This is a genomic window from Armatimonadota bacterium (assembly GCA_031459765.1).
Classification (GTDB): domain Bacteria; phylum Sysuimicrobiota; class Sysuimicrobiia; order Sysuimicrobiales; family Kaftiobacteriaceae; genus Kaftiobacterium; species Kaftiobacterium secundum.
The window spans coordinates 75,997-99,852 of record JAVKHY010000002.1; the positions used below are offsets into that span (position 1 = coordinate 75,997).

At 70.1% G+C, this 23,856-nt stretch carries 21 protein-coding genes; all 21 read right to left on the reverse strand.

The features are described 5' to 3' along the window. Positions 1–14: 14 nt before the first annotated feature. Entirely contained in the window at positions 15–926 is a 912-nt protein-coding gene (locus tag QN141_03050; protein MDR7557442.1) for an ABC transporter permease, read from the reverse strand. Continuing rightward, positions 919–1,884 (reverse strand): ABC transporter permease, encoded by a 966-nt coding sequence (locus QN141_03055; GenBank protein ID MDR7557443.1) that lies wholly within the window; start codon positions 1,882–1,884, stop codon positions 919–921. Before QN141_03055 ends, QN141_03050 begins: the two co-directional genes overlap by 8 nt. A 15-nt stretch (positions 1,885–1,899) precedes the next feature. After that, positions 1,900–2,802 carry an ABC transporter permease gene (locus QN141_03060; GenBank protein MDR7557444.1) on the reverse strand — a complete coding sequence of 301 codons (903 nt, stop codon included), beginning with the start codon at positions 2,800–2,802 and terminating at the stop codon, positions 1,900–1,902. 12 nt (positions 2,803–2,814) lie between these two features. Next, entirely contained in the window at positions 2,815–3,810 is a 996-nt protein-coding gene (locus tag QN141_03065; GenBank protein ID MDR7557445.1) for an ABC transporter permease, read from the reverse strand. Between the two features lie 74 nt (positions 3,811–3,884). Continuing rightward, entirely contained in the window at positions 3,885–5,582 is a 1,698-nt protein-coding gene (locus QN141_03070; GenBank protein MDR7557446.1) for a peptide ABC transporter substrate-binding protein, read from the reverse strand. A 117-nt stretch (positions 5,583–5,699) separates the two neighbouring features. Continuing rightward, the gene (locus tag QN141_03075; GenBank protein MDR7557447.1) at positions 5,700–6,047 is read right to left on the reverse strand and encodes a helix-turn-helix domain-containing protein; all 348 of its coding nucleotides are present in this window, start codon (positions 6,045–6,047) and stop codon (positions 5,700–5,702) included. Between the two features lie 89 nt (positions 6,048–6,136). Further along, positions 6,137–7,249 carry an ABC transporter permease gene (locus tag QN141_03080; protein ID MDR7557448.1) on the reverse strand — a complete coding sequence of 371 codons (1,113 nt, stop codon included), beginning with the start codon at positions 7,247–7,249 and terminating at the stop codon, positions 6,137–6,139. Between the two features lie 26 nt (positions 7,250–7,275). After that, on the reverse strand, positions 7,276–8,241 hold the full coding sequence (locus QN141_03085; GenBank protein ID MDR7557449.1) for an ABC transporter permease: 966 nt from the start codon (positions 8,239–8,241) through the stop codon (positions 7,276–7,278). A gap of 62 nt (positions 8,242–8,303) precedes the next feature. Continuing rightward, positions 8,304–10,064, reverse strand: coding sequence for an ABC transporter substrate-binding protein (locus QN141_03090; GenBank protein ID MDR7557450.1), 1,761 nt, complete (start codon positions 10,062–10,064; stop codon positions 8,304–8,306). 127 nt (positions 10,065–10,191) lie between these two features. Beyond that, complete coding sequence (locus QN141_03095; protein ID MDR7557451.1) at positions 10,192–11,778, reverse strand: hypothetical protein; 1,587 nt, start codon at positions 11,776–11,778, stop codon at positions 10,192–10,194. 9 nt (positions 11,779–11,787) lie between these two features. Then, positions 11,788–13,917, reverse strand: a complete 2,130-nt coding sequence (locus QN141_03100; GenBank protein ID MDR7557452.1) for a UvrD-helicase domain-containing protein — start codon at positions 13,915–13,917, stop codon at positions 11,788–11,790. Positions 13,918–14,095: 178 nt separating this feature from the next. After that, entirely contained in the window at positions 14,096–15,445 is a 1,350-nt protein-coding gene (locus QN141_03105; protein MDR7557453.1) for a glycosyltransferase family 39 protein, read from the reverse strand. Between the two features lie 55 nt (positions 15,446–15,500). Then, positions 15,501–15,893 carry a PIN domain-containing protein gene (locus QN141_03110; protein ID MDR7557454.1) on the reverse strand — a complete coding sequence of 131 codons (393 nt, stop codon included), beginning with the start codon at positions 15,891–15,893 and terminating at the stop codon, positions 15,501–15,503. Next, positions 15,890–16,132 carry a ribbon-helix-helix protein, CopG family gene (locus QN141_03115; protein MDR7557455.1) on the reverse strand — a complete coding sequence of 81 codons (243 nt, stop codon included), beginning with the start codon at positions 16,130–16,132 and terminating at the stop codon, positions 15,890–15,892. Before QN141_03115 ends, QN141_03110 begins: the two co-directional genes overlap by 4 nt. A 65-nt stretch (positions 16,133–16,197) precedes the next feature. Continuing rightward, on the reverse strand, positions 16,198–17,829 hold the full coding sequence (guaA, locus tag QN141_03120) for a glutamine-hydrolyzing GMP synthase (GenBank protein ID MDR7557456.1): 1,632 nt from the start codon (positions 17,827–17,829) through the stop codon (positions 16,198–16,200). Position 17,830: 1 nt separating this feature from the next. Further along, entirely contained in the window at positions 17,831–18,991 is a 1,161-nt protein-coding gene (locus QN141_03125; GenBank protein MDR7557457.1) for a GuaB3 family IMP dehydrogenase-related protein, read from the reverse strand. Further along, positions 18,988–19,566, reverse strand: coding sequence for a hypoxanthine phosphoribosyltransferase (hpt, locus tag QN141_03130; protein ID MDR7557458.1), 579 nt, complete (start codon positions 19,564–19,566; stop codon positions 18,988–18,990). The genes QN141_03125 and hpt overlap by 4 nt, the downstream gene beginning before the upstream one ends. A 114-nt stretch (positions 19,567–19,680) precedes the next feature. Further along, entirely contained in the window at positions 19,681–20,472 is a 792-nt protein-coding gene (pyrF, locus tag QN141_03135; GenBank protein MDR7557459.1) for an orotidine-5'-phosphate decarboxylase, read from the reverse strand. Next, positions 20,469–21,434: a dihydroorotate dehydrogenase gene (locus tag QN141_03140; protein MDR7557460.1), complete on the reverse strand. Its 966-nt coding sequence runs from the start codon at positions 21,432–21,434 to the stop codon at positions 20,469–20,471. The genes pyrF and QN141_03140 overlap by 4 nt, the downstream gene beginning before the upstream one ends. Next, entirely contained in the window at positions 21,435–22,733 is a 1,299-nt protein-coding gene (locus tag QN141_03145; GenBank protein MDR7557461.1) for a dihydroorotase, read from the reverse strand. It abuts the gene before it with no gap. A 1-nt stretch (position 22,734) separates the two neighbouring features. Continuing rightward, a complete protein-coding gene (locus QN141_03150; GenBank protein MDR7557462.1) occupies positions 22,735–23,712 on the reverse strand; it encodes an aspartate carbamoyltransferase catalytic subunit in 978 nt (325 codons plus the stop codon). Positions 23,713–23,856: the final 144 nt, after the last annotated feature.

Here is a 23,856-nt window from a genome sequence, read left to right on the forward strand (position 1 = left end):
GGGGGGCTCCTCACTTACACCCGCAGGCGCGGATCGAGCGCATCCCGCAACCCGTCCCCCAGAAAGTTGAAACTCAGGACGGTGACGAAGATGAACAGTCCCGGAAACACCGCCAGGTACGGCGCGTTCCAGATATACTCCTGGGCGCGCTGCAGCATGTTGCCCCAGGAAGGCGTCGGCGGGGCGATCCCCAGGCCCAGAAAGCTCAATGCCGATTCGCCCAGGATCGCCCCACCGACGGCCAGGGTGGCGGCGACAATGACCGGGGCCAACGCATTGGGCAGCAGGTGCCGGAGGATCACCCGTGCCTCGCTCGCCCCCATGGCCTGCGCCGCCTGGACGAACTCCAGGGTCCGCAGGGAGAGTACCTGCCCCCGCACCAGGCGGGCCACCCCGGTCCACCCGAAGGCGGTGAAGATCAGGATGATGCGCGAGACACCCCCGCCGGGAATGAGGGCGGCCAGGATCAGGTACAGCGGGAGCGTGGGGATGGACAGGAGCACATCCACGAGGCGCATCAACGCCGCGTCTACCATTCCCCCGTAGAACCCGCTGACCGCGCCGACCACCATCCCGATGACGGCGACGTTGACGGCGACGACATAGCCGACGGTCAGCGAGATCCGCCCCGCGTACATGATCCGGGTCAGCACATCCCGACCCAGCTCGTCGGTCCCGAACCAGTGGCCGCTCCCGGGCGGCGCCCAGCGCGCGCCCAGACTGAGCTGGTCGAAGGCATAGGGGGCGAGCCAGGGCGCCAGCAGCGCCATGGCGCTCAGCCCGGCGGCGATCGCGCCTCCGACCATGGCCAGCCGGTGTTTGCGAAACCGCCGCCAGGCCACCTGCCAGTAGGACTGCCCCACCGGCGTCTCCCGCCGGGCCGCCCCGGGGAGGAGTTCCCGGCCCAGGATCGGGGTGTCATTCATAGCGGATCCTCGGGTCCACCAGGGCGTAGGCCACGTCGGCGACCAGGTTGGCCAGCAGCGTGGCCACGGCCAGGAACATCAGCACCGCCATGGCCACGGCGTGGTCGTGACCGAGCACGGCCTGGAACAGCAGCAGCCCCATCCCGGGCCAGGAGAAGATCGTCTCGGTGACGACCGCGCCGTCGAGGACCGCGGGGATGCTCAGCGCCAGCAGCGTGACAATGGGAATCAGCGCGTTGCGCAGCGCGTGGCGGCGCGTGACCAGCGTCTCGGGCAGCCCCTTGCTCCGGGCGGTCCTGATGTAATCCTGACGGACGACCTCCAGCATCGCGCTCCGGCTGTAGCGGACCCAGGTGGCCATGCCCGCGGCGGCCAGGACGAGGGTCGGCAGCACCAGATGGCGCAGCCGGTCGACGACCGTGGGCCAGCCGGGCTCCACCCCCGGGGTCATCATCCCCCCGGCGGGGAAGACCGGCAGCCACACGGCGAACACCAGGATGACAAGGATCCCCAGCCAGAACACCGGCATGGCCAGTCCGGCGAAGGAGAGCAGCGTCGCCAGGTAGTCGACGACCGAGTACTGGTGCAGGGCGGAGTAGAGGCCCACGCTCACGCCCAGGGTGAAGGCGATGAGGAAGGCGGCGGTCAGCAGCTGCAGGGTGTTGCCCAGCCGCTGTCGGATGAGCCGGGTCACCGGCTGTCCGTAGGTCCGTGAGATCCCGAGATCTCCTTTCACCACCGTGCGCAGCCACTTGACGTACCGCACCCCCACCGGATCGTCGAGGCCGTAGTACTCGCGAAGGCGTCGGATATCTTCGGGCTCCAGATCCGGCTGGGTCGCGGCGATGATCTCCACCGGATCGCCCGGCGTGTACACCAGGAGGGTGAACAGCAGCACGGACAGCCCGGCCAGCACCACCAGGCTCTGCAGGAGCCGCCGCCCCACGTACCGGGACATCGCGCCGCCATCCGGTCAGATCTTCAGCCGCGGGTCCAGCGCATCGCGCAGCCCGTCCCCGAAAAAGTTGAAGCACAGCACCGTCAGGAAGATCATCATCCCGGGCCAGAAGGCCAGCCAGGGCGAGGTCCACAGGTACGACTGGGCGTTCTGCAGCATGTTCCCCCACGACGGGGTCGGGGGCTGGATCCCCACGCCGAAATAGGAGAGCGCCGCCTCGGTGAGGATCGCGCCGCCCACATCCAGGGTCGCGGCGACGATGATCGGCGCCATGGCGTTGGGCAGGAGGTGGCGGAAGATGATCCGCGTCTCGCTGGCGCCCAGGGCCCGGGCCGCGTCGGTGTAGTCCAGGTGCTTGAGCTTCAGGATCTCCCCGCGGACGAGGCGGGAGGTCACGGTCCAACCGAAGAGGCCGATGATGATGATGATGGCGAGCAGCCCGCCGCCGAAGTAGCGCCCCAGCAGCAGCAGCACCCCGAACACCGGCAGGGTGAGCACGATGTCGGTCAGGCGCATCAGGATGTTATCCACCAGGCCCCCGTAGAACCCCGCCACCACGCCCACCAGCGTGCCCAGGGCCACGGCGGAGAAGGCGGCGGCGAACCCCACGAGCAGGGAGACCCGCCCGGCGTACAGGAGGCGGGTGAGCACGTCGTGCCCCAGATCGTCCGTCCCGAGGAGGTGCCCGGCCCGGAAGGGACCGGCGAACCGGTTCAGCAGGTCGATCTGCTCGAAACGGTAGGGCGCGATCCAGGGGGCGAAGACGGCCGAGGCGATGAGGACGACGATCACGACGAGCCCGCCCATGGCCAGGCGGTGCCGGCGCAGACGACGCCAGGCGATCTGCCAGTACCCCTCCCCGGCCTGCGCCGGAGCGGCCGGCGCGAGGGAGGCGAGCGTGGCGGCGTTCCGGGCCATCGGATCCTCCCCTCAGTCGTATCGGATGCGCGGATCGAGCAGGGCGTAGCCGATGTCCGCGATCAGGTTGAAGACCAGAACCAGCACCGCCAGGAACATCAACACCGCCTGGGCGGCGACGTAGTCCCCGCCGATCACCGAGTCCACCAGCAGCCGGCCGACGCCCGGCCAGGCAAAGACCGTCTCGGTGATCGGCGCGCCGGCGAAGAGGCCGGAGATAGACAGGGCCACGATCGTCACCAGGGGGATGAGGGCGTTGCGCAGGGCGTGCTTGTTGATCACGGTCCGCTCGGCCAGCCCCTTGCTCCGCGCCGTGCGCACGTAGTCCTGGCGAATCACCTCCAGCATGCTGGAGCGGGTGTAGCGCGTGTAGGTGGCCATGGACAGCAGGGCCAGGACGATGCTGGGCAGGAGCATGTAGCGCAGCCGGTCCAGATAAAAGGGCAGCCCGCCGGCGACCCCCGGCGTGCTGATCCCGCCCGGCGGCAGGACCAGCCAGGAGAGCGCGGGGAGGGCCGTCCACGGGTGCCAGACGGCGAACAGGTAGATCATCATGATGCCGAACCAGAAGACGGGGATGCTCACGCCGAAGAAGGTGAAGGTCGTGGCCAGGTAGTCGAGGGGCGAGTACTGGTGCAACGCGGAGTAAATACCCACGGGCACGGCCACGACCAGGGCCAGCACGAAGGCGGTGACGGTCAACCACAGGCTGTTGCCGATGCGGTCGCGCATCAGGTGCGTGACCGGCTCCTTGTAGGTGCGGGAGAAGCCCAGGTCGCCGCGGAGGGTGCGCCCCAGCCACTTCACGTAGCGGATGTGGATCGGCTGGTCCAGCCCGTAGATGCGCTTCAGGCGCGCCACGTCCTGGGGCTTGACGCGCGGGTCGCTGGCGATCAACAGGTCCACGGGGTCGCCCGGGGCCAGGGTCAGCAGGGCAAACATCAGGATGGAGATGCCCAGGGCGATGGGGACCATCTGCAGGAGCCGGCGGAGAATGTAACGCTGCACTGGGCTCGGGCGTCCTTTCGCCTCGCGATCGGCGGGGGCCAGACGGCCCCCGCCGATCGCGCTTCAGCTCCTCCCTACTGCCAGAACCACCGGTGGGCGTTCCAGGTCTCGTAGGTGCCCGACAACTGCACCGCGGTGAAGCCCTGCAGTCCCGGCTTCGCCGCCGCCACCGAGGCCCGGATGTACAGCGGCAGAGCCGGGATGTCGCGGGAGAACAGCTGCACGGTCTGGTTCAGCAGCTGGTTCCGCTTCGCCTCGTCCACCTCGCGGCTCGCCGCCTTGCACAGCCGGTCCATCTCGGCGTTCTTGTAGCCCGGGTAGTTCTGGCCGGCCCAGCCGTTGCCCTCGTTGGGGATCCCGTCGGAGGTGTACAGCTGGTCGCAGTCGCTGGTCGGAGACATGACCCAGGCGTACATGGCCAGGCCCGGGAACTTCCGCCGGTTGGTGATCTCGCCGAAGTACACCCGGGCAGGGTAGTTCTGGATCTTGATCTCGATGCCGATCTCGCGCAGGTTCTGCTGGATGATCTGCTCCACCTGCTCGCGCACGCGGTTGCCCGCGGTCGTGTTCAGCTCGAAGGAGAGCCGCTGGCCCTGGGCGTTGCGCATCACGCCGTCGGGACCGGGGCTGAAGCCGGCCTCCTGGAGCAGGGCCCGGGCCCGGGCCGGATCATAGGGGTACTTGGTCACCCCCTGATCGCCCCGCGGGTAGCCGGGGTGCTTGGTCGGCAGGTAGCTGTGGGAGACGGGCTGCTTGCCGCCGAACAGCTGCTGGACCATCTGCTCCCGGTTGATGCCGTGGGCGATGGCCCGGCGCACGCGGACGTCGGCGAGCAGCGGGTTGTCCAGCATGAAGTCGATGTGCTCCCAGATCAGGCCTTCCTCGAAGAAGACCTTGAAGCGCCCGGCCGCCTGGCGCTCCAGCTGCACCGCCTGGTCGAAGGTGATGCCGATGGTGCCGATGGCGTCGATGGCGCCGGAGAGCATGTTGGCCACCAGGGCGTTGGTGTCGGGGATGAACCGCCAGGTGATGCGCCGGATCTTCGGCGTGCCGAAGAGCTTGTGGTTCGGCACCGCCTCCACGGTCATTGAGGCGCCCTTGCGCCACTCCACGAGTTTGTAGGCGCCGTCGCCGATGGTGATCGCCGGATCGTTCCCGTAGGGCGCTTCGTTGAGCTTGCTCGGGTTGGCCCGGTAGTACTTCTCCAGGACGTGGCGCGGCAGCGCCCCGTACTCCGTGATCGTCAGGTTGGCGTAGGCGTACCGCTCCTTCCAGTTCACGGTGATGTCGGTGCCGCTGGCCCCTTTGGTGCAGACGATGTTGCTGATCCGGTTGGTCAGGTCGCGGACGATGACCGGGACCTGCTCGTTGCGCGCGACGTTGTGGGTGAAGACGAAGTCGGCGCAGGTCACGGGCCGTCCGTCCGACCAGTTGCGGGGCTTGATCTTCCAGACCAGCGTCATGCGATCGCCGTCCAGCTTCCAGGTGCCGTCCTTGAGATTGGGAATAGCCTCGACCCCCTGGGCGAACAGCTTCCAGGTGTTGTCGCGCTCGATGTCGCTGACAAAGATCGTGTCGAGCACGGCGACCGCGGCCGCCATCTCGGCGAACATCGGGTTGAGGAAGTCGGGCTCCTGCGACATGCCGATGACCACCTGGTCGCGCCCGGCCGCCGGGCCCGTCTGCTGGGCCCGCGCCGCCTGCCAGGGCACGAGCGTCAGCGTCAGCAGCAGGGCGAGCAGAAGCAGACTCCACTGGCGTCTGGCACGCATTGCACTCCTCCTCTGCCTGTCAGAGTTGCTCCCGGGGTGCCCGGGCGCACGGTAGGGGAACCGCATCGTGGGTCCCGTCCACCACCCCCCTCCAAGGTGCAGCCACTTCGCAGGGCGCTAGTGCAGACCGCGGATCACCCACTCCATAGGATTGATGGTCAGTTCCGGATGGGTCTCCGGCACCTCGCGCCGCCCGGGCGCGACGGCGATCTCTTCGGCGGAGACGCGGGAGGCCCGCTGGGCCACCTGGAGCCGGGCCGAGCGCCGCGGGCGGGCTGCGGCGGGGGGCTGCCCCCTGACGGTGCTCCGCTCCAGGAAGGCGTCCACGTCGGCCTTGCGGATGCGGTAGGCCTTGCCCAGCCGGGCCGCCGGGATGCGCCCTTCCCGGATGTACCGGTAGACGGTCAGCTTGTTCAGCTGCAGGTAGGCGGCCACCTGTTCAACGGTCATCAGATCGGTGGTCATCGTATGACCCTCTCCCGGCACTCAATTACATACATCAGCATACAATACGTACACTATTATTTCCTGGTTCCCGGCCCGCCCCCTCTTCGCTAGCTCGTCCGCAGCCGGGGGTCAAAGGCGTCCCGCAGGCCGTCGCCCAGGAAGTTGTAGGCCACTACCGCGGCGATGATGAACAGGCCGGGGAACAACAGCCAGGGCGAACGGCTCAGGTTCACCAGGTTGGCCCCGGCCGAGAGCAGGTTCCCCCACGACGAACAGGGCTCCCGCACCCCCAGACCGAGGAAGCTCAGGCCGGACTCCCCCAGGATGGCCCCGGGGATGGACAGGCTGGCCACGACGATGACCAGGGAGGCGGTGTTGGGCAGGACATGGCGCAGGATGATGCGCAGGTCGTCCAGCCCCATCGCCTTCGCCGCCAGGATGTACTCCCGCTCCTTCAGGGAGAGCACGTACCCCCGAATCAGCCGCGAGAACCCGGCCCAGCCGATGAAACTGAGGATGAGCACGATGAGGTAGAAACGCGTCGTGCAGCCGACGTTGGTGGGCAGGACGGCGCTCAGGGTGAGCAGCAGGTAGAAGGCGGGGAAGGCGATGATCACCTCGGCCAGCCGCATCATGATGTTGTCCACGCGACCGCCGTAGTAGCCGGCGATGCCGCCGTAGACCATGCCGATGGGGATGGTCACGGCCACGACCAGGATGCCGACGATGAGCGAGACCCGGCTGCCGTACAGGATGCGCGAGAGGAGATCCCGACCGAAGCCGTCCGTCCCCAGGAGGAACAGCCGGGCCGGCTCGTCCACCCCCAGGAGGCGGATCCGACTGGGGATCACCCAGAACAGGCGGTAGGGCTCGCCGCGGACGAAGAACCGGATCGGGTAGGTGGTGCTGCGGTCTTCGGCAAAGACCCGCAGCCCCGGGTCGACCAGCGTCGTGTTGTAGACGAAGGGGCGCCAGTGGAACCGTCCCTGCGCGTCGCGGAAGCGCGGCACCGTCGGCGGGTGGTAGAACTTGGCGCGGTCGTTGTAGTCCAGGGAGTACGGGGCGAGGAAGTCGGCGAAGAGCGCCATGGTGTACAGGACGATGAGGATGATCCCGCCGACCATAGCCAGGCGGTGCTTGCGGAGCTGCCGCCAGGCCAGCTGCAGAGGGCTGCGCGCCGCCAGGCGCTGGTCGTCCGCCAGGGACCGGGGCCGTTCCATGGGAAGGCGTTCTGTGACCATGGGTCTCAGTCGTACCGGATCCGCGGATCGGCCACGGCGAGCAGGATGTCGGCCACCAGGTTGCCCAGGACGAGGGTCACGCCCCCGATGACCAGGCTGCCCATGACGACGTAGAGGTCCTTGCGCGTGACGGCGTCCAGGATGAGCTGCCCCAGTCCCGGCCAGCCCACGACGTTCTCCAGGATGGCGGAGCCGCTGAGCAACCCGCCCAGCTCCAGCCCGAACAGGGTGATCAGCGGATTGATGGCGTTGCGCACGGCGTGTTTGTAGATCACCACGCGGTCGGCCAGCCCCTTGGAGCGCGCCGTGCGCACGTAGTCCTGGCGCAGCACCTCCAGCAGGTTGGCCCGCATCTGCCGCATCAGGCCGGCCACGGCGAGGAAGGCCAGCACCGAGGCGGGGATGATGATGTGCCGGGCGACGTCCAGGACCTTCCCCCACCAGGGCAGCAGGGCGTAGTCCAGGCTGGTCATGCCGCCGATGGGCAGCAGGCGCGTGACGAAGGCCAGGTAGAGCAGCAGCAGGCCGGAGAAGAAGGTCGGGGTGCTGATGCCGATATAGGCGATGAAGGAGAAGAGGTTGTCGGTGGCGCTGTACTGGCGCGTCGCGGCGTGGATGCCGATGGGCACGGCCACGAGCCAGGCGATGACCAGGGCCACGACGTTGAGCAGGAGGGTGTTGAGCAGGCGGGACTGGATCAGCCACAGCACCGGCACCTGAAAGGCGAAGGAGTAGCCGAAGTCGCCGCGGACGACGTTGCTCAGCCACCGCAGGTACTGGATGTGGAGGGGCTGATCGAGGCCGAAGTTGGCGCGCATCTGGTCCACCGTCTCCTGGGAGACGACCGGATTCAGGCGGATCTCGGCCAGAAAGTCGCCCGGGGACAGCTGGATGATGAGGAAGGACAGGACCGTGATCCCCAGGAGGAGCGGGATCAGCTGCAGCAGGCGGCGGACGATGTGGCGCAGCACGGATCGTCACAGGCGCCACCGGAGGGGCCGGAGACCGGCCCCTCCGGTGCGCCGGCGGGCGGCTACCTCAGGACCTGCTTGTAGTACAGGGTGTCGATGGGTCCGATCGCCCCCTGCAGCCCGATGGGGGTGACGTTGCCCATGGTGTTGCGCACCGCGGGCTGCGTCTTTGGGTAGCTGAAGTAGAGGATCGGCACCTGCTCGGCCACCACCTGCTGCCAGCGCAGGTAGAACTGCTTGCGCTTCTCCTGGCTGACCTCCGCCTCCGCCGAGTTGAACAGGCGGTCGATCTCCGCCTCCCACTCCGTGGCCGGCTTCTCCTGCTTGGGCCACCACATGTGCAGGCTGCCCGAGGAGAGCCAGACGTTCTTCCCCGTGACGGGCTCGATTCCCCCGGTGAGGCCGATGATGATCGCATCCCAGTTGAAGGTCCCCACCAGTTTGCCCACCAGGGTGTTGAAGGCCTCGGGCGCGTAGGTCAGCTTGATCCCCAGCTTCGTCCAGTCCTGGCGCAGGATGTTGCCCATCGCCACGCGGTCGTTGTTCTCGGCGTTGGTGGACAGGGTGAACTCCACGATGTTGCCCTGGGGGTCGCGCAGGAAGCCGTCGCCGCCCTTACGGTAGCCGGCTTCGGCCAGCAGCTGCTCGGCGCGGGCCAGGTTGTACTCGTACCGGGGCAGTTTGTCGTTGTAGTAGAGCTTGTTGCCCACGCTGAGCGGCCCCCAGGCCGGCGTGGCCCGCCCGGCGTAGATCTGGTTGGCGATGGTGTTCCGGTCGATGGCGTGGTTGATGGCGCGGCGGAAGCGCACGTCCTGGAACCAGGTCAGCTTCGGCGGCTTCACCCCGGCCGGGTTCTGGTTGAAGACCACGAACTCGGAGGCGAAGGTCTCCGGGCCGTCGTAGATGGTGAAGTTGTTCTGCCGCTCCAGCCCCTTGAACTCCGTGAACTCCCGCGGGCGGGCGGCGTAGACGTCGGTTTCTCCCGCCAGGAACTTCAGGCGCGCCGCGTCCAGGTTCGGCACGATCAGGCGGACGTACCGGGTCAGGTAGGGCAGCCGGTTGCCGGCTTTGTCCACCTTCCAGTACCGCGCGTTGCGCAGCATGGTCACCCGCTGGCCCGGCACGTACTCCGCGATGACGTAGGGGCCGGTGCCGACGATCTCCCGGGGGGGTGTGTTGACGCCCCAGGTCCGGTTGAACTCGGCGCCGCCCTTGGCCAGGGCCTCCGCCAGCTTGTGCTTGGGCAGGATGGCGATGCCGATCACGCGCAGGAAGGTGCCGATGGGCTTCTCCGTCCGGAACTCGATGCGGCGGTCGTCGAGCTTGCGAAACCGCAGCGGCTTGCCCTCAAACGTGAGGGTGTCGCGGGCGCTGGTCTGCACCCCCTCGGTGAAGACGGACTCGAAACTGAAGATGACGTCGTCCACCGTGAGCGGTTTCCCGTCATGCCAGGTGACGCCCTGGCGGAGGGTGAAGACCCACGTTCGGCCGTCCCGGCTCACCGTCCAGGACTCGGCCAGCGCCGGCTCGATCTCCCCGGTGATGTAGTTCTGCTCCACGAGGCCGTCGAAGACGTTGGCCAGGATATCGGTGGACGACGTTTCCTGGGCCACGCGGTAGTTGAAGGTGCGCGGATCGCTGATCTGCGCCCGCACGTGCACCCCGCCGTACTTGCCGACCTCGTGGGGATAGGTGACGACTTTCGGGTTCGGGATATCCGGCAGAGAGAACCTTCTGGGCGGCGTCTGCGCGGTGGCCATCCCCGCCAGCAGCGCCAGCAGCAGTGAGCCCACGGTGATAAGCTCCAACCATCGTCTCACCATGCTCCCCTCCTTGGAGAAAGGCCGGCCGGGATCCCCCTCCGCGGCCGTGCCTCAGCATACAAAAGTCTACTCGAGCATAGGAACTGATATAATTGCATTCCACCCCCCGGAGTGGTCTCCTCCCCCGTCAGAACTGGCTGAGCTGTCCGGCCGCCCACGGGAAGAGCACCGCGATCATCTGGAGCCCCACCGCCGCGGCGGCGGCGATCAGCGGGAGGGACGGGGACGCCCCTCTCCGCCTGGCGCCCCAGAGCACTCCCGGGCCCCCGAAGAGGAGGAGCGTCCCCGCCAGGGTCGCCCAGTCGGGCCGGCCGGGGATCACCGCCCGGCCGGAGATCTGGAGGACGGCCACGACGACCAGGAAGGCCGAAACGCCGATCCGCCGGCGAAAGTCGTCCCACCAGGAGAATCCGCCGAGGACCGCGCCGGCAAGGAGGAGGACGGCCAGTGCTCCCAGACCGAAGATCGCGGTGAACAACGCCGCGTAGGGCAGCGTGGCGGCGAGGGCGGTGAGGGCGAAGGTGACGAAGAGGACGGGTCGCCGCAGATCGAGTTCCGGCACTCCCAGCAGAAACGCGCGCGGGCGCGCCCTTTGGGCCGTACCCAGGACCACCCTGAACCGCGCAATGTCGAGGGTCTCCAGCCAGGCGAGGACAGGTCCTCCCGCGGGGATCACGATGGCCGGCCGGATGGAGCCCGCCGGGGTGTACGTCAGCCTGGTGACGGCGGTCAGCTGACCCGCCGCGGGGTCGAAGGCGGCGCCGAAGATCTCCGCGTTCTGCCGGCGCCCGGCGGCCTCCTGCCAGACCACGAGGCCGCCGGCGGCGCCCGGGACCGCGGCGGCGGCCACGTCGGCCATGGATCGGCCGCGGGACAGGGGCAGTCGCGCGGTCACGGCATTCCCGCGCACGCGGACCAGATAGAGCTGCCCGGAAGTCCGGAAGGCCCGTTCGGTGGTCGGCACCAGCACGTCGATCCCGCCGCCCACCGGCAACGGAATCGGCGGCAGCGGATGGACCAGCAGAAGTCGGCCGGTCAACTCCTCAGGGCCGCCAGGTCCGCCGGGAGCAGCCATGCGCAGGACGTGGTTTCCGCCGCCTGCAGGATGCCACCACAACAGGCGGACTCCCTCCGCGATCGCCAGGGCGGGCGCCTCCCCCTGCGCCACCGCCCGGGCGGGGAGGTCGACCTCTCCGTCGGCACGGAGGCGCGCGTACCAGATGCGCCGCCGGCCGGAGTCGAACTGACTCCAGGCCAGGTGGAGGATCCCCTCCGAAGCCAGCAGGGAGACCCTCCCCCCTTCCTCCGCCTCCCGGCCTCCGGGTCCGACGCTCTTCACGGTTCGGCCGTCCTGGTCGAGGAGCGTCACCCGCACCCGGAGGGCATCGCCCTGCCGCTCCATCCAGGCGACCCAGAGCCGGGATCCCAGGCGTTCGGCCGCGGGCCAGGCGAAGCGGGTGTCGGCGGCCGTGGCCAGGCGCGACGGAGCGCCCAGGGGGCGGCCGTCGGTCGCCACGACGGCATGCCACAACTCGCCGGTCGAACGCGGATACCCCGGCGGGCGGTGGATCCAGAAGAGGTGGACAACGCCGTCGGCCGCGACGAGCGCCGGAGGGACGGCCACCGTCGTCTCGGCGATGGCGATCGGGTCCGAGAGGGCCAGCGGTGTCGTCGCGGCGACCAGGACCGCCAGGAACCACGTCCGAGGGAGCATGCCCGGGACTCAGGTGATGCGCTCGAGGGGGGCGTAGCCCAGCGCCAGGCGCTTGATCCCGTGGGCAAACTGTACGGTCACGACGGCGCGCGCGCCCTCCCCCTCTACCTCGAGGACGCGGCCTTCCCCGAAGGCCGCGTGACGGACCTTCTCCCCGGCGACAAAGGTCGGCACCTCGCGGTCTTCCTCCGGCCATTCCACCGCGGGAGACGGCGCCTGCCGGATGCGGACCAGGAGGTCCTCCGGCACCTCGTCCAGGAACCGGGAAGGGATCCCCGGCAGCGTGGTTCCGAAGATCATCCGCTGGCGGGCGTAGGAGAGATAGAGGCGCTGCTTGGCGCGGGTCATCCCCACGTAGCAGAGGCGGCGTTCCTCTTCCAGGCCGCCCTCTTCCTCCAGCGCCCGGGCGTGCGGGAACAGCCCCTCCTCCAGTCCGGCCAGGAACACCACCGAGAACTCCAGACCCTTGGCGCTGTGCAGGGTCATCAGCGTGATCCGGTCCGCCTCCTGCTGCCAGGTGTCGAGGTCGGTCACCAGCGACAGGTGCTGGAGGAACGCCTCCAGGGTCGTCTCCCCCGTCATCTCCTCGAACTCCCGGGCCACGGTGACGAGTTCGCGCAGGTTCTCCAGGCGGCTGTAGGCCTCCTCGGTGCCCTCCTGTTCCAGCATTGCCTGGTACCCGGTCTCGACGATCGCCTGCTCCACCAGGTCGGCGGCGCGCACCCTCCCGGCCCGGTCGCGCAGCCGGTCGATCAGGGCCACGAACTCCGCAGCCGCCCGCTGCGCCGCCTTGGGGAGGGTCTCCACCCCCTCCGGATCAGCCAGCGCCGCGAGCAGCCCCATCCCCCGCGAGGCGGCGAAGGTCTTGAGGCGGTCGAGGCTGACCTCGCCGATCCCGCGGCGCGGGACGTTGATCACCCGCTCCACGCTGACGCCGTCCCCGGGGTTCAGCGCCAGCCGCAGGTAGGCCAGGAGGTCGCGCACTTCCTTCCGCTCGTAGAAGCGGACGCCGCCGACGATGGTGTAGGGAATCCCGGAGCGCAGGAACTGTTCCTCGAAGAGGCGGGACTGGGCGTTGGTCCGGTACAGCACCACCATGTCGCGGTAGCGCAGCCCGTTCCGCAGACGCTGGATCTCCTCGGCGATGGCCCGGGCCTCATCGTGGCCGTCGGCGGCCTCGTACAGGGCGACGGCGTCGCCGTCCGGGTTGGCCGTCCACAGCCGCTTGGTGTGGCGGTGCGGGTTGTGGGCGATCACCCCGCCGGCTGCGGCCAGGATCGTCCTGGTCGAGCGGTAGTTCTGCTCCAGTTTGACGATCGTGGCGTCGGGATAGTCCCGTTCGAAGTCCAGGATGTTGCGGACATCGGCGCCGCGGAACCGGTAGATCGCCTGGTCGTCGTCGCCGACGCAGACCAGGTTGCGGTGCCTGGCGGCCAGCGTCCGGACGATCAGGTACTGGGCGCGGTTCGTGTCCTGGTACTCGTCCACCAGCGCGTGCAGGAAGCGGTCCTGGTACTCCTCCCGCACCTCGGGGGCCTCCTCGAACAGCCGGAGCACCTCCAGCAGCAGGTCGTCGAAGTCGAGCGCGTTGTGGTTGCGCAGCGCCGCCTGGTACCCGCGCCAGACGCGGGCCACCACCTCCTCGTAGAACCCCGTCGCCCGCTCGGCGTAGGCCAGGTGGTCGAGGGCTTCGTTCTTGGCCCGGTCGATCACGGCCAGGACGACCTGCGGCGGGAAGCGGCGTTCGTCCAGGCCCAGGTCGGCGAGGACGCCCCGCACCACCCGACGCTGGTCGTCCTCATCGAAAATGAGGAAGTCCCGGTGGATCCCCACCCGGTCGCCGTGACGGCGCAGGATGCGACTGCAGAGGTGGTGGAACGTGCCGATCCACATCCCCCGGGTGATCGCCGCGCCGACCAGGCGGTCCACCCGCTCGCGCATTTCACCGGCCGCCTTGTTCGTAAAGGTCACGGCCAGGATCCGCGAGGGAGGGACCCCCTGCTCGCGCATCAACCAGGCCACCCGGTGGGCCAGGACGCGCGTCTTCCCGCTGCCGGCGCCGGCCAGGATCAGCAGCGGCCCGCCCGGATGCGTGACGGCCTGGCGCTGCGGCGGATTGAGATCGTCCAGAAGCGTCATCGCCTCAGTCGTCGTGCGCGGCCTCGATCGTCGTGCCGATCCTCCACGTCCTCGGGTCCCCTCCCCGCGCCTCCACGGTAGGGGCCGGGTCGTCCGGACGTCAAGGCTGAGCCCTGGAGCCTGCACTCATCCCGAGGAAAATGCCCTGGGCGGACGCCCCCGGGGCGCGACCGGCGGGTCACGGACAGGCCGGCGGCCGGAGGTTGTAGAGGCGATACAGCCGGAACGTCCGCACCGGCCGGCCGCGCGCCGTGATGACCACGGCCTGCGCCTCCTCCACCCGCGACGCCGCCCGGGCCCAGTCCACCGTCGGCGCCCAGCGCGCGTCGAGCACCGTGACGGCGTTCCTTCCGGCGACGGTCTCGGGCCGGGGCCAGATCGAGCCCGGATGGGGACACGGCAGGAGCGCCACCGGAGTGCCGCGGAGGTGGTAGCCCAGCTGGGCGGCGATCTGGTATCGGTCGGCCACGACCACCGCGCCCGGACCGAGCGAGCCGATCTCTTCGGCCGCGCGCGACGCCGCCTGGGCCCAGCCGTAGACCTCCTCCGCGCCCGGCGGCAGCGGCAAGGTGGAGAACGATGCGGCGGCCAGAACGTAGGCGATCGCGACGGCGTTGAGCGCGGCCGGCAGGGCCGCGGCGCGGGTCCACACCGCAGCGAGGACCAGGGTGAGGTGCAGGTACACCGGCGCGAGCCAGTTGCCGTGGGGCCACGCGCCCGCGTAGGCTGGGAGGAAGGGGAAGATCAGGGCCGGCAGCGCGGTCACCACGAGAAAGACGGGCACCTCGCCGCGGCGCCGCAGGGGCACGAGCAGCACCCAGATGAAGGCCGGACACAGGGCCAGGGTGAACGGGATCTGTTCCTCCAGCAGCTTCACGATCCCGGCAACGCCCGGCGAGGCACCGGTGAGGCGGCGCGTCAGGAGATAATCCGCGCCCGCCCAGGCGTGGTGCGCGTTCCAGAAGACCACGGGCGCGGAGAGGGCGGCGGCCAGCACCGCCCCACCGTAGGGAGGCCAGGACCGCAACACGCGCGGCGCCCGAAAGGCGACGTAGAGGAAAAGCCCCGCCGGCAGCCAGACCATGGTGAGTTTGCTGAGCAGTCCGAGGCCGATGCAGCCGCCCGCGGCCAGCCAGCGGCGGGACCTGCCGTGCAGCGCCTGCCAGGCGAAGCGCAGCGTCGCGGCCCAGCACAGCAACAGCGGTGCGTCGGGGGTGGCCAGCAGGCCGGCCCCGGCCAGCACGGGGACGATCTGGAACAGGGCCGCGGCCACCAGTCCGGCGCGCGGCCCCGACATCTCGCGGCCCAACAGAAACAGCGTGTAGGACGTCAAGAGACCGAGCATCAGGGGGCCGAGGCGAATGGCGAAGGCGGAGTCGCCGATCATCGTGGTCAGGGCGATGAGCCAGGCCACCATCGGGGGATGGTCGAGGTACCCCCAGGCCAGTTGCCGGGCCCACAGCCAGTAGTACGCTTCGTCGTCGATCAGCGGACCTGCGGCCGCCGCCGCGACGCGCAGCGCCACCACCGCGGTGAAGAGCCCCCCGACGAGGACGGCGGTGCGGGGGGAGTGTCCCTGGGAGTCAGGCGCGATAGTAACGGAACCCCTCGCGGAGGAAATCCTGGTCGAACACCAGGGCCTCGCTGATCCCGCGCTCCCGCATGACAAGGAAGCTGACTTCGTCCACCAGACTGACGCGCCCCCGCCTGCGCACGAAGCGGTCCAGCGCCGCCCGGTGCAGCGCCTCATCGATCCAGCGCACCTGGAACACAGCAGCGTCGTGGAGGAACCGCCTGACCGCCGTCCATCCCAGCCGTCGGCGGAGCAGGACGGCGCTCTCGACCAGCACGTAGTTGTGCGTCAGAAAATCTTCCCCGGCTTCCAGGGCTGCGGCCAGCGAGGCCACCACCCGGCGGTGATTCGAGTCGGCGGCGTTGACCCAGGCATAAATCGCCGAGGTATCAACGAAGATCACCACCGGTCCTCCGTTAGGGCCCGGTCATGCTGCTCCGACACCGGGTACGGATCCTTGACCGATGCCGCCCCGATGGACGAAAAGTCCTCCAGCCTGAAGCGACGCCGGGGGCGGCTGCGGCTCAGCTGCTGCCGGAGCAACTCTCGAACCGTGGCCGCCAGCGACTGGCGCCGCGCAAACGCCCGGCGGCGCAGGGCTTCATAGGTGGACTCATCCAGCTGCAGCTGCACACGGCGCACGGACGCTCACCGGCTCAAGCATAACAGCATTACATCATGGCGTAAATCACGGCTCCGCGGTGACCCTACTCCCACTCGATGGTGGCCGGGGGCTTGCTGGTGATGTCGTACATCACGCGGGAGACGCCCGGCACCTCGCGCGTGATGCGGCTGGCGATGCGCTCCAGCAGGTCGTCCGGCAGCCGCGCCCAGTCCGCCGTCATCCCGTCTTCGCTGGTCACGGCGCGCACGGCCACGGTGTGCCCGTAGGTGCGGGCGTCCCCCATCACCCCCACGGACTGCACCGGCAGCAGCACGGCGAAGGCCTGCCACACCTCGCGCATCAGCCCGGCGGCGCGGAGTTCCTCGATGACGATGGCGTCGGCGGCGCGCGCCATCGCCAGGCGCTCCGGCGTCACCTCCCCCAGCACGCGGATGGCCAGCCCCGGCCCGGGGAAGGGATGACGCCAGACCATCTCGTCGGGCAGACCGAGTTGCCGCGCCACCTCCCGGACCTCATCCTTGAAGAGCTCGCGGAAGGGCTCGATGAGCCGGAACTGCAGCCGCTCGGGGAGGCCCCCTACGTTATGGTGGGTCTTGATCCGCGCCGCGGTGCGGGTGCCGCTCTCGATGACGTCGGGGTACAGCGTCCCCTGCACCAGGAACTCCACCTGCCCCAGCGCCCTGGCGTGTTCCTCGAAGACGGCGATGAACTCCTCGCCGATGCGCCGGCGCTTCGTCTCGGGGTCGGTCACGCCGGCCAGACGGCGCAGGAACCGCTCCCCGGCATCGACGTGCACCAGGGGGATCTGGAAGTGGTCGCGGAAGGTGCGCACCACCTGCTCCGGTTCGCCGGAGCGCAGCAGGCCGTGGTCCACGAAGATCGCGGTGAGTTGGTCGCCGATGGCGCGGTGCACCAATGCCGCCGCGGCGGCGGAGTCCACGCCGCCGGAGAGGGCGCAGATGGCACGGCCCGTCCCGACGGTCTCCCGGATGGCGGCCGTCTGGGATCCGATGAAGGAGGCCATCGTCCAGGTCGGACGCGCGCCGCAGATGGCGAACAGGAAGTTCTGCAGGACCTGCGCGCCCCACGGCGTGTGGGTGACCTCCGGATGGAACTGCACCCCGTACAGGGCCCGCCCGCGGTGGGCCATCGAGGCCACGGGGTTGTGGTCGGTGCGGGCCAGAGCCACAAACCCCGGCGGCATCTCCGCCACCGAGTCCCCGTGGCTCATCCAGCAGAGCAGCCGCTGCTCCAGTCCCCGGAACAGATCCTCGCGGTCTTCCACGAACAGGCGCGTCCGGCCGTACTCGCGCTGGCCGAGGGGGGCGGTCCGGCCGCCCAGTTCGTGCGCCATCAGCTGCATCCCGTAACAGATGCCCAGCACGGGAACGCGTCCGTCGAAGAGCGCGGGGTCGCAGCGGGGCGCGCCCGGCGCGTAGACGCTGGCCGGTCCTCCGGAGAGGATGATGCCTTTCGGCCGCAGCGCCATCACCCGCTCGACCGGCGTGTCGAAGGGCAGGATCAGGCTGTGCACCCGGCTCTCACGGACCCGCCGGGCGATGAGCTGGGCGTACTGCGCACCGAAGTCCAGGACGACGACCGTGTCCGGCCGGAGGGGTCGGGGGACGGCGTCGGCGGGAGCGGGGCCGACGGCCTCGGCCTGATCGGGGTCGGGAGGCCGGAAGGGCGCCACCGTCGCCGGGCGCTCGGTCATCTCATCTCCCCTGCCCCACCCGCTGCGAGAACTGCAGGTGCTTCCCCTCACTGCCCAGGGTGGGCGCGATGACGATCTCCACCCTGTGCATCTCAGCGATGGTGCGGGCCCCGCAGATCCCCATTGCCGTGCGCAGGGCTTCGGCCAGGTTCTGGGACCCGTCGTCGGTGGTGGCCGGGCCCAGCAGAATCTGCTCCAGCGTCGCCACCGCCCCGACCTTGATCCGCGTCCCGCGGGGCAGCGCGTGGTGCGGGGTGGCCATGCCCCAGTGGAATCCACGCCCGGGCGCCTCTTCCGCCCGGGCCAGCGCTGATCCGAGCATCACCGCGTCGGCGCCGCAGGCCACGGCTTTGGCCACGTCTCCGCCGACGGCGATCCCTCCGTCGGCGACCACGGGGACGTAGCGCCCTGTGCGCCGCTGGTATTCGTCCCGCGCCGCGGCCACATCGGCGATCGCCGTGGCCTGGGGCACGCCCACGCCCAGCACCCGCCGGCTGGTACAGGCCGCGCCGGGCCCGACGCCGACGAACAGGCCGGCCGCCCCGGCCTCCAGCAGCGCCATCGCCGCATCGTACCCGACGCAGTTGCCGACCATCACTGGCACCTCGGTCTGGGCAATCAGGGCCTGGATGCCGACGGACCGGCCCTGCGCGCTGTGGTGTCGGGCGGTGACGACCGTGGACTGCAGGACGATGATGTGCGCGCCGGCCCGCTCCGCCACCGGGACGAGACGGGGCGCGGCGGCCGGCGTCACGGAGACCGCGGCGATGCCGCCGCCGTCCAGGATCGTCTTGATCCGCCCCGCGACGAGGTCTTCGCGGACCGGCGGCTGGTACAGCCGCTGCATGAGGCGCACCACGTCCTCGGCGGGCGCGGCCGCGATCTGCGCCAGCGGCTCCTCGGGGTCGTCGTAGCGGGTCTGCAGGCCTTCCAGGTTGAGGACGCCCAGGCCGCCCAGGCGGGAGAGCGTGACGGCGACCGCAGGATCAACCACGCTGTCCATCGCCGCGGCCAGGAAGGGCAGCGCGAACCGATACGGTCCCACCGCCCAGGAGAGGTCGACGTCCAGGGGATCGACGGTGGCGGACGCCGGCACGAGGGCGATCTCGTCGAACCCGTAGGCGCGTCGGGCCGTCCTGGTGCGGCTGAGAAACTCCGTCATGGCACGTGGCTGGCGGCGGGCGCGGGGGTGAGGGTGCCGTAGATCTCGGGTTTCAGCACACAGATGAATCGCAGGTTGCGGTAGCGGCCGGCAAAGTCCAGCCCGTAGCCGACAACAAACTTGTCCGGAATCTCGAAGCCGCGGTAGTCGATGGGCACATAACGCAGCCGTCGCGGCACCTTGTCCAGCAGCGCGCACACGCGCAGACTGGCCGGATAGCGGGTCTTCAGCGTTTCCAGGAGGTAGTCCATGGTCAGCCCGGTGTCGATGATGTCGTCCACGACGATGACGTGGCGGCCCTCGATGGACTGGTCCAGGTCCTTCAGGATGCGGACGATGCCGGAACTGGTCGTCCCGTCCGCATAGGAGCTGGTGGCCATGAAGTCCAGCTGGCAGGGGATGGTGATCTCCCGCAGGAGATCGGAGATAAACAGCACCGCTCCCGTCAGGATCCCGACGAGGAGCGGTTCTTTGCCTTCGTAGTCCCTGCTGATCGCTCGGCCGAGCTCCCGGATGCGGCTCCGCAGGGCCTCCTCCGGGATGAGGATTTCATCGATGTCGTCGAGTAGCCCCACCACCGCCTCCCGGATGCGCGGCCGCGAAGGTTTGGCTCATTATAGGCAGGGCCAAAACAAGGTGTCAACCGAACGGATTGTGGACAACTGGACGGGATGTTCGGAAAACGCGCTCTAGCAGGCGAACCTCGACGCAGAGGGTACGGAGCCGGCGAGGGCTGCCTCGATCTCGGCGATGACGGCTGCCGCGGCGGCGAGCGGGTCGCGGGCGCGGACAATGGGGCGGCCGACAACCAGGAAGTCGGCACCGGCCCTCACCGCCTCTGCCGGGGTCGCCGTCCTGCGCTGGTCGTCGGTGACGGCGCCTGCTGCGGAGGGAGGAAGACGGATTCCCGGTGTGACGACGACGAACCCGCGGCCGCACCGGTCTTTGATCGCCGCGCACTCCCGGGGCGAGCAGACGACCCCGTCCAGTCCGCACGACCGCGCCACCTCGGCGGCGGATACCGCCCGGTGGACGAGATCGCCGGTATCGGGATCGCTGGTGAGCAGGGTCACGCCGATCAGCACGGGTCTGGTCCATCCCGGCGCCCGGGATCCGGCCGGCGCCGCCGCGGCGCAGGCCGCCACCGCAGCGCGCAACATGGCCTCTCCACCCGCGGTGTGGACGTTCACCATGGCCACCCCAAGCCCCGCGGCGACGGCCACGGCGCCCGCCACGGTGGTGGGGATGTCGTGGAACTTCAGATCCAGGAACACCCGCCCGCCTGCGTCGTGGACCAGCGCCACCGCCGCCGGCCCCGCCGCCGTGAACAACTGGGAACCGATCTTGAACCACGAGACAGCCGGCCGCAGCCGCCCGACGAGGACCGCCGCCGCGGCCAGGTCGGGCACGTCCAGAGCCACGATCAGTCGGTCCGCGGCGGAGAGCCCGGACAGGCCGGAGGATGGCGGCTGCCGACTCATTCCGCGCCCCCGCCGCGCTCGCCCAGGGAGCCGATGATCTCCTCCAGCGACCGCGCCCGGGAAGCCTCCAGGTAGGCCGCCAGGCCGGAGCGGATCTCCTCGGCGACGCGGGGATTATCGATGACCGCCGTTCCCACGGCCACCGCCCGCGCCCCGGCGATGAGGAACTCCAGGGCATGCTCGGCGGTCGCAATCCCGCCGGCGCCGATCACCGGCAGACGCGACGCCGAGGCCACGCGCCAGGTCAGGTAGACGGCGACGGGGCGGATGGCCGGCCCGGACAGACCTCCCGCGATCGTGCCGAGTCGGGACCGCCGCGTCCGGACATCGACGGCCGTGCCGATCAAAGTGTTGGCCACGGTGAGGGCGTGCGCCCCGGCGTCTTCGGCGGCCCGGGCGATCACCGCGATGTCGGTGACGTTCGGCGTCAGCTTCACCCAGATCGGGAGGGTCGCCGCTTCGCGCACCGCGGAGACCAGCTCGGCGGTCAGGCGCGGATCGACCCCGAAGGTCAGGCCGGCTTCGACGTTCGGACAGGAGACGTTGAGTTCGACGGCGGCGACCCCCGGCTCGGCGCTCAGCAGCCGCGCCAGGGTGACGAACTCCGTCACGCTGTGTCCTGCGACACTGACGATGACGGGGATGCCCAGCGTGCGCAGGAACGGCATCTCGCGCAGGAGGAATCCGGCGATCCCGGGGTTGGGCAGTCCCAGCGAATTCAGGTAGCCGCCCTCGACCTTCACCAGGTGCGGGAGCGGGTTGCCCCCGCGCGGGTCGAGGGTGACGGACTTGGTGATGAACCCGGCGAAGGCGCGCAGGTCCGTGGTGGCCCGGGCCTCGCGGCCAAAGCCCAACGGGCCGGGGGCGGCCAGCACCGGATGGGCGAAGCGGATGCCGGCGATCTCGACCGCGAGCTGCGGTGCCGCCGTGGGGCGGTCGGGAGCCAGGGCAGGCTCGGGCATCTACGCCGTCACCTCCGCCCCGACCAGGTCGTGGGTCACCCTGCCCCCGACCATCGTCAGGACGGCGCGCCCTCTCAGGGTCCAGCCCTCGAAGGGGGTGTTGCGACTCCGGGAGGCAAAGGCCTCGGCGCGGACGGTCCAGGCGAGGTGCGGGTCGATGATCACGAGGTCGGCGGGGTCGCCGGGCCGCAGGCTGCCGCCGGGCAGGCCGAGGAGCTGCGCCGGGCGGGTGCTCATCCTCCGGACGGCCTCGGGCAAGGTCAGGATGCCGGGGCCGACCAGGTGGGTGAGGACCACCCCCAGCGCGGTTTCCAGCCCGATCACCCCGAAGGGGGCGCGGTCGAACTCCACGCGCTTCTCTTCCACGGCGTGGGGGGCGTGGTCGGTGGCGATCACGTCGATCGTCCCGTCCGCCAGCGCCTGGCGCAGCGCCGCCAGGTCCGCGGCCGTGCGCAGCGGAGGGTTCATCTTGCGATTGGTATCGAACTCCCCCACGTCGGCGTCGGTCAGCGTGAGGTGATGGGGAGTGACCTCGGCGGACACCGGCACGCCGCGCTGTTTCGCCTCGCGGATCAGCCGCACGCTGGCTGCGGCACTGACATGCGCGATGTGCAATCGCGCGCCGGTGGCCTCCGCCAGGAGGAGATCCCGGGCCACGATCACCGCCTCGCTCTCGGAGGGGATGCCGACCAGCCCCAGCCGGGCGGCCTGGCCCCCGTCGTGCACCACGCCGCTCCCGGAGAGCGAAGCGTCCTCGCAGTGCTCGATGATGGGCAGCCCGACCATCCGGGCGTAGCCCATGGCGCGCCGCAGCAGCCCGGCGTCCGGCACCGCCGCCCCGTCGTCGGACAGCGCCACCGCGCCGGCGGCGGCCAGGGCGGCGATCGGACTCAACTCCCGTCCCTGCAATCCTTTGGTGATCGCCGCCACGGGATAGACCCGGCAGGCGGCCACCTCGCGGGCGCGACTGCGCAGGTATTCCACCACGACGGGATGGTCCACCGGCGGGACGGTGTTGGCCATGCAGGCCACGGCCGTATACCCGCCCTGCGCGGCGGCGCGCGACCCCGTGCCCAGGTCTTCCTTGTGCGTCTGCCCGGGATCGCGCAGATGGACGTGCATGTCGATCAGGCCCGGGGCCACCACCAGCCCTCCGGCGTCCAGGACGTCGCACCCGGCGGCCGGCAGATCCGGCGCGACGGCCTCGATCCGGCCTCCCCGGATCAGGACATCGGCCACCGCATCGAACTCCCTGGAAGGATCGACCACGCGGCCGCCGCGGATCAGCACGTCGGACACCTCAGTGCACCTCGACGGCCTCGGGCCGCGCCCGGCCGCGGCTGATCTCCCCCGCCGCCGTCGCCGCAGCCGGGAGCTCCGCGCCCGCCCCGCGGCCCAGCGCCCACTGGATCGCGGCCATGCGCACGCAGACACCGTTTGCCACCTGGCGACGGATCACCGAGCGCGGACCCTCGGCTACTGCGGCGCCGAGTTCCACGCCCAGGTTGACCGGACCGGGATGCATCACGACGCAGTCGGGCCGGGCGAGGGCCAGCCTCTCCTCCGTCAGGCCGAAGGTGCGGGCGTACTCGGCCAGCGTGGGCAGGGCCCCCCCGGCCTGGCGTTCCAGCTGCACCCGCAGCGCCATCACGACGTCCGCACCGGCCAGGGCGTCGGCCAGGGACGCCGTCACCGCGACGCCGGGAACCGGTGGAGCCGCCGGCAGCAGGGTCGCCGGGCCGGCCAGGACCACCGACGCCCCCAGTTTGGCGAAGCCCCACGCCGCCGAACGCGCCACCCGCGAGTGAAGGATGTCCCCGACAATGGCCACCTTCAGGCCGGCGATGCGCCCTTTCACCTGGCGGACGGTGAGGAGATCCACCAGCCCCTGGGTCGGATGCTCGTGCATCCCGTCGCCGGCGTTGATGACGGCGCACCCGACATGGCGCGCCACGAGATGCGGCGCGCCGCTGCTGGGATGACGGATGACCAGGGCGTCGGCCCCCAGGGCCTCGAAGGTCCGCACCGTATCGAGGAAGGATTCCCCTTTGCGGACGCTGCTGTGCTCCACGGCGCAGGGGAGGACCTCAGCCCCCAGCCGCCGCGCGGCCAGGATGAACGACATCTCGGTCCGCGTGCTGGGCTCGTAGAACAACATGGCCACCGTGGCGCCCGCCGGCGAGGGGGGCGCCTCGCCGTCCCGGAGGCGCTGCGCGGCATCCAGCAGGGTGACAATGGTTCCGGGATCGAGGTCGCGCAGGGCCAGCAGATGACGCATCAGGGCGTCCCCCGGGAGGCGAGAGGTGATAAAAGAGAAAGGGGCGGAAGGATCACTCCTCCGCCCCGGGGATCATGTTCAGGTGATCGACAGGTCATCGGAGCCCTTTCCGGCCTCGCAGTGCCGGCTTAAAGAGTTCGCCCG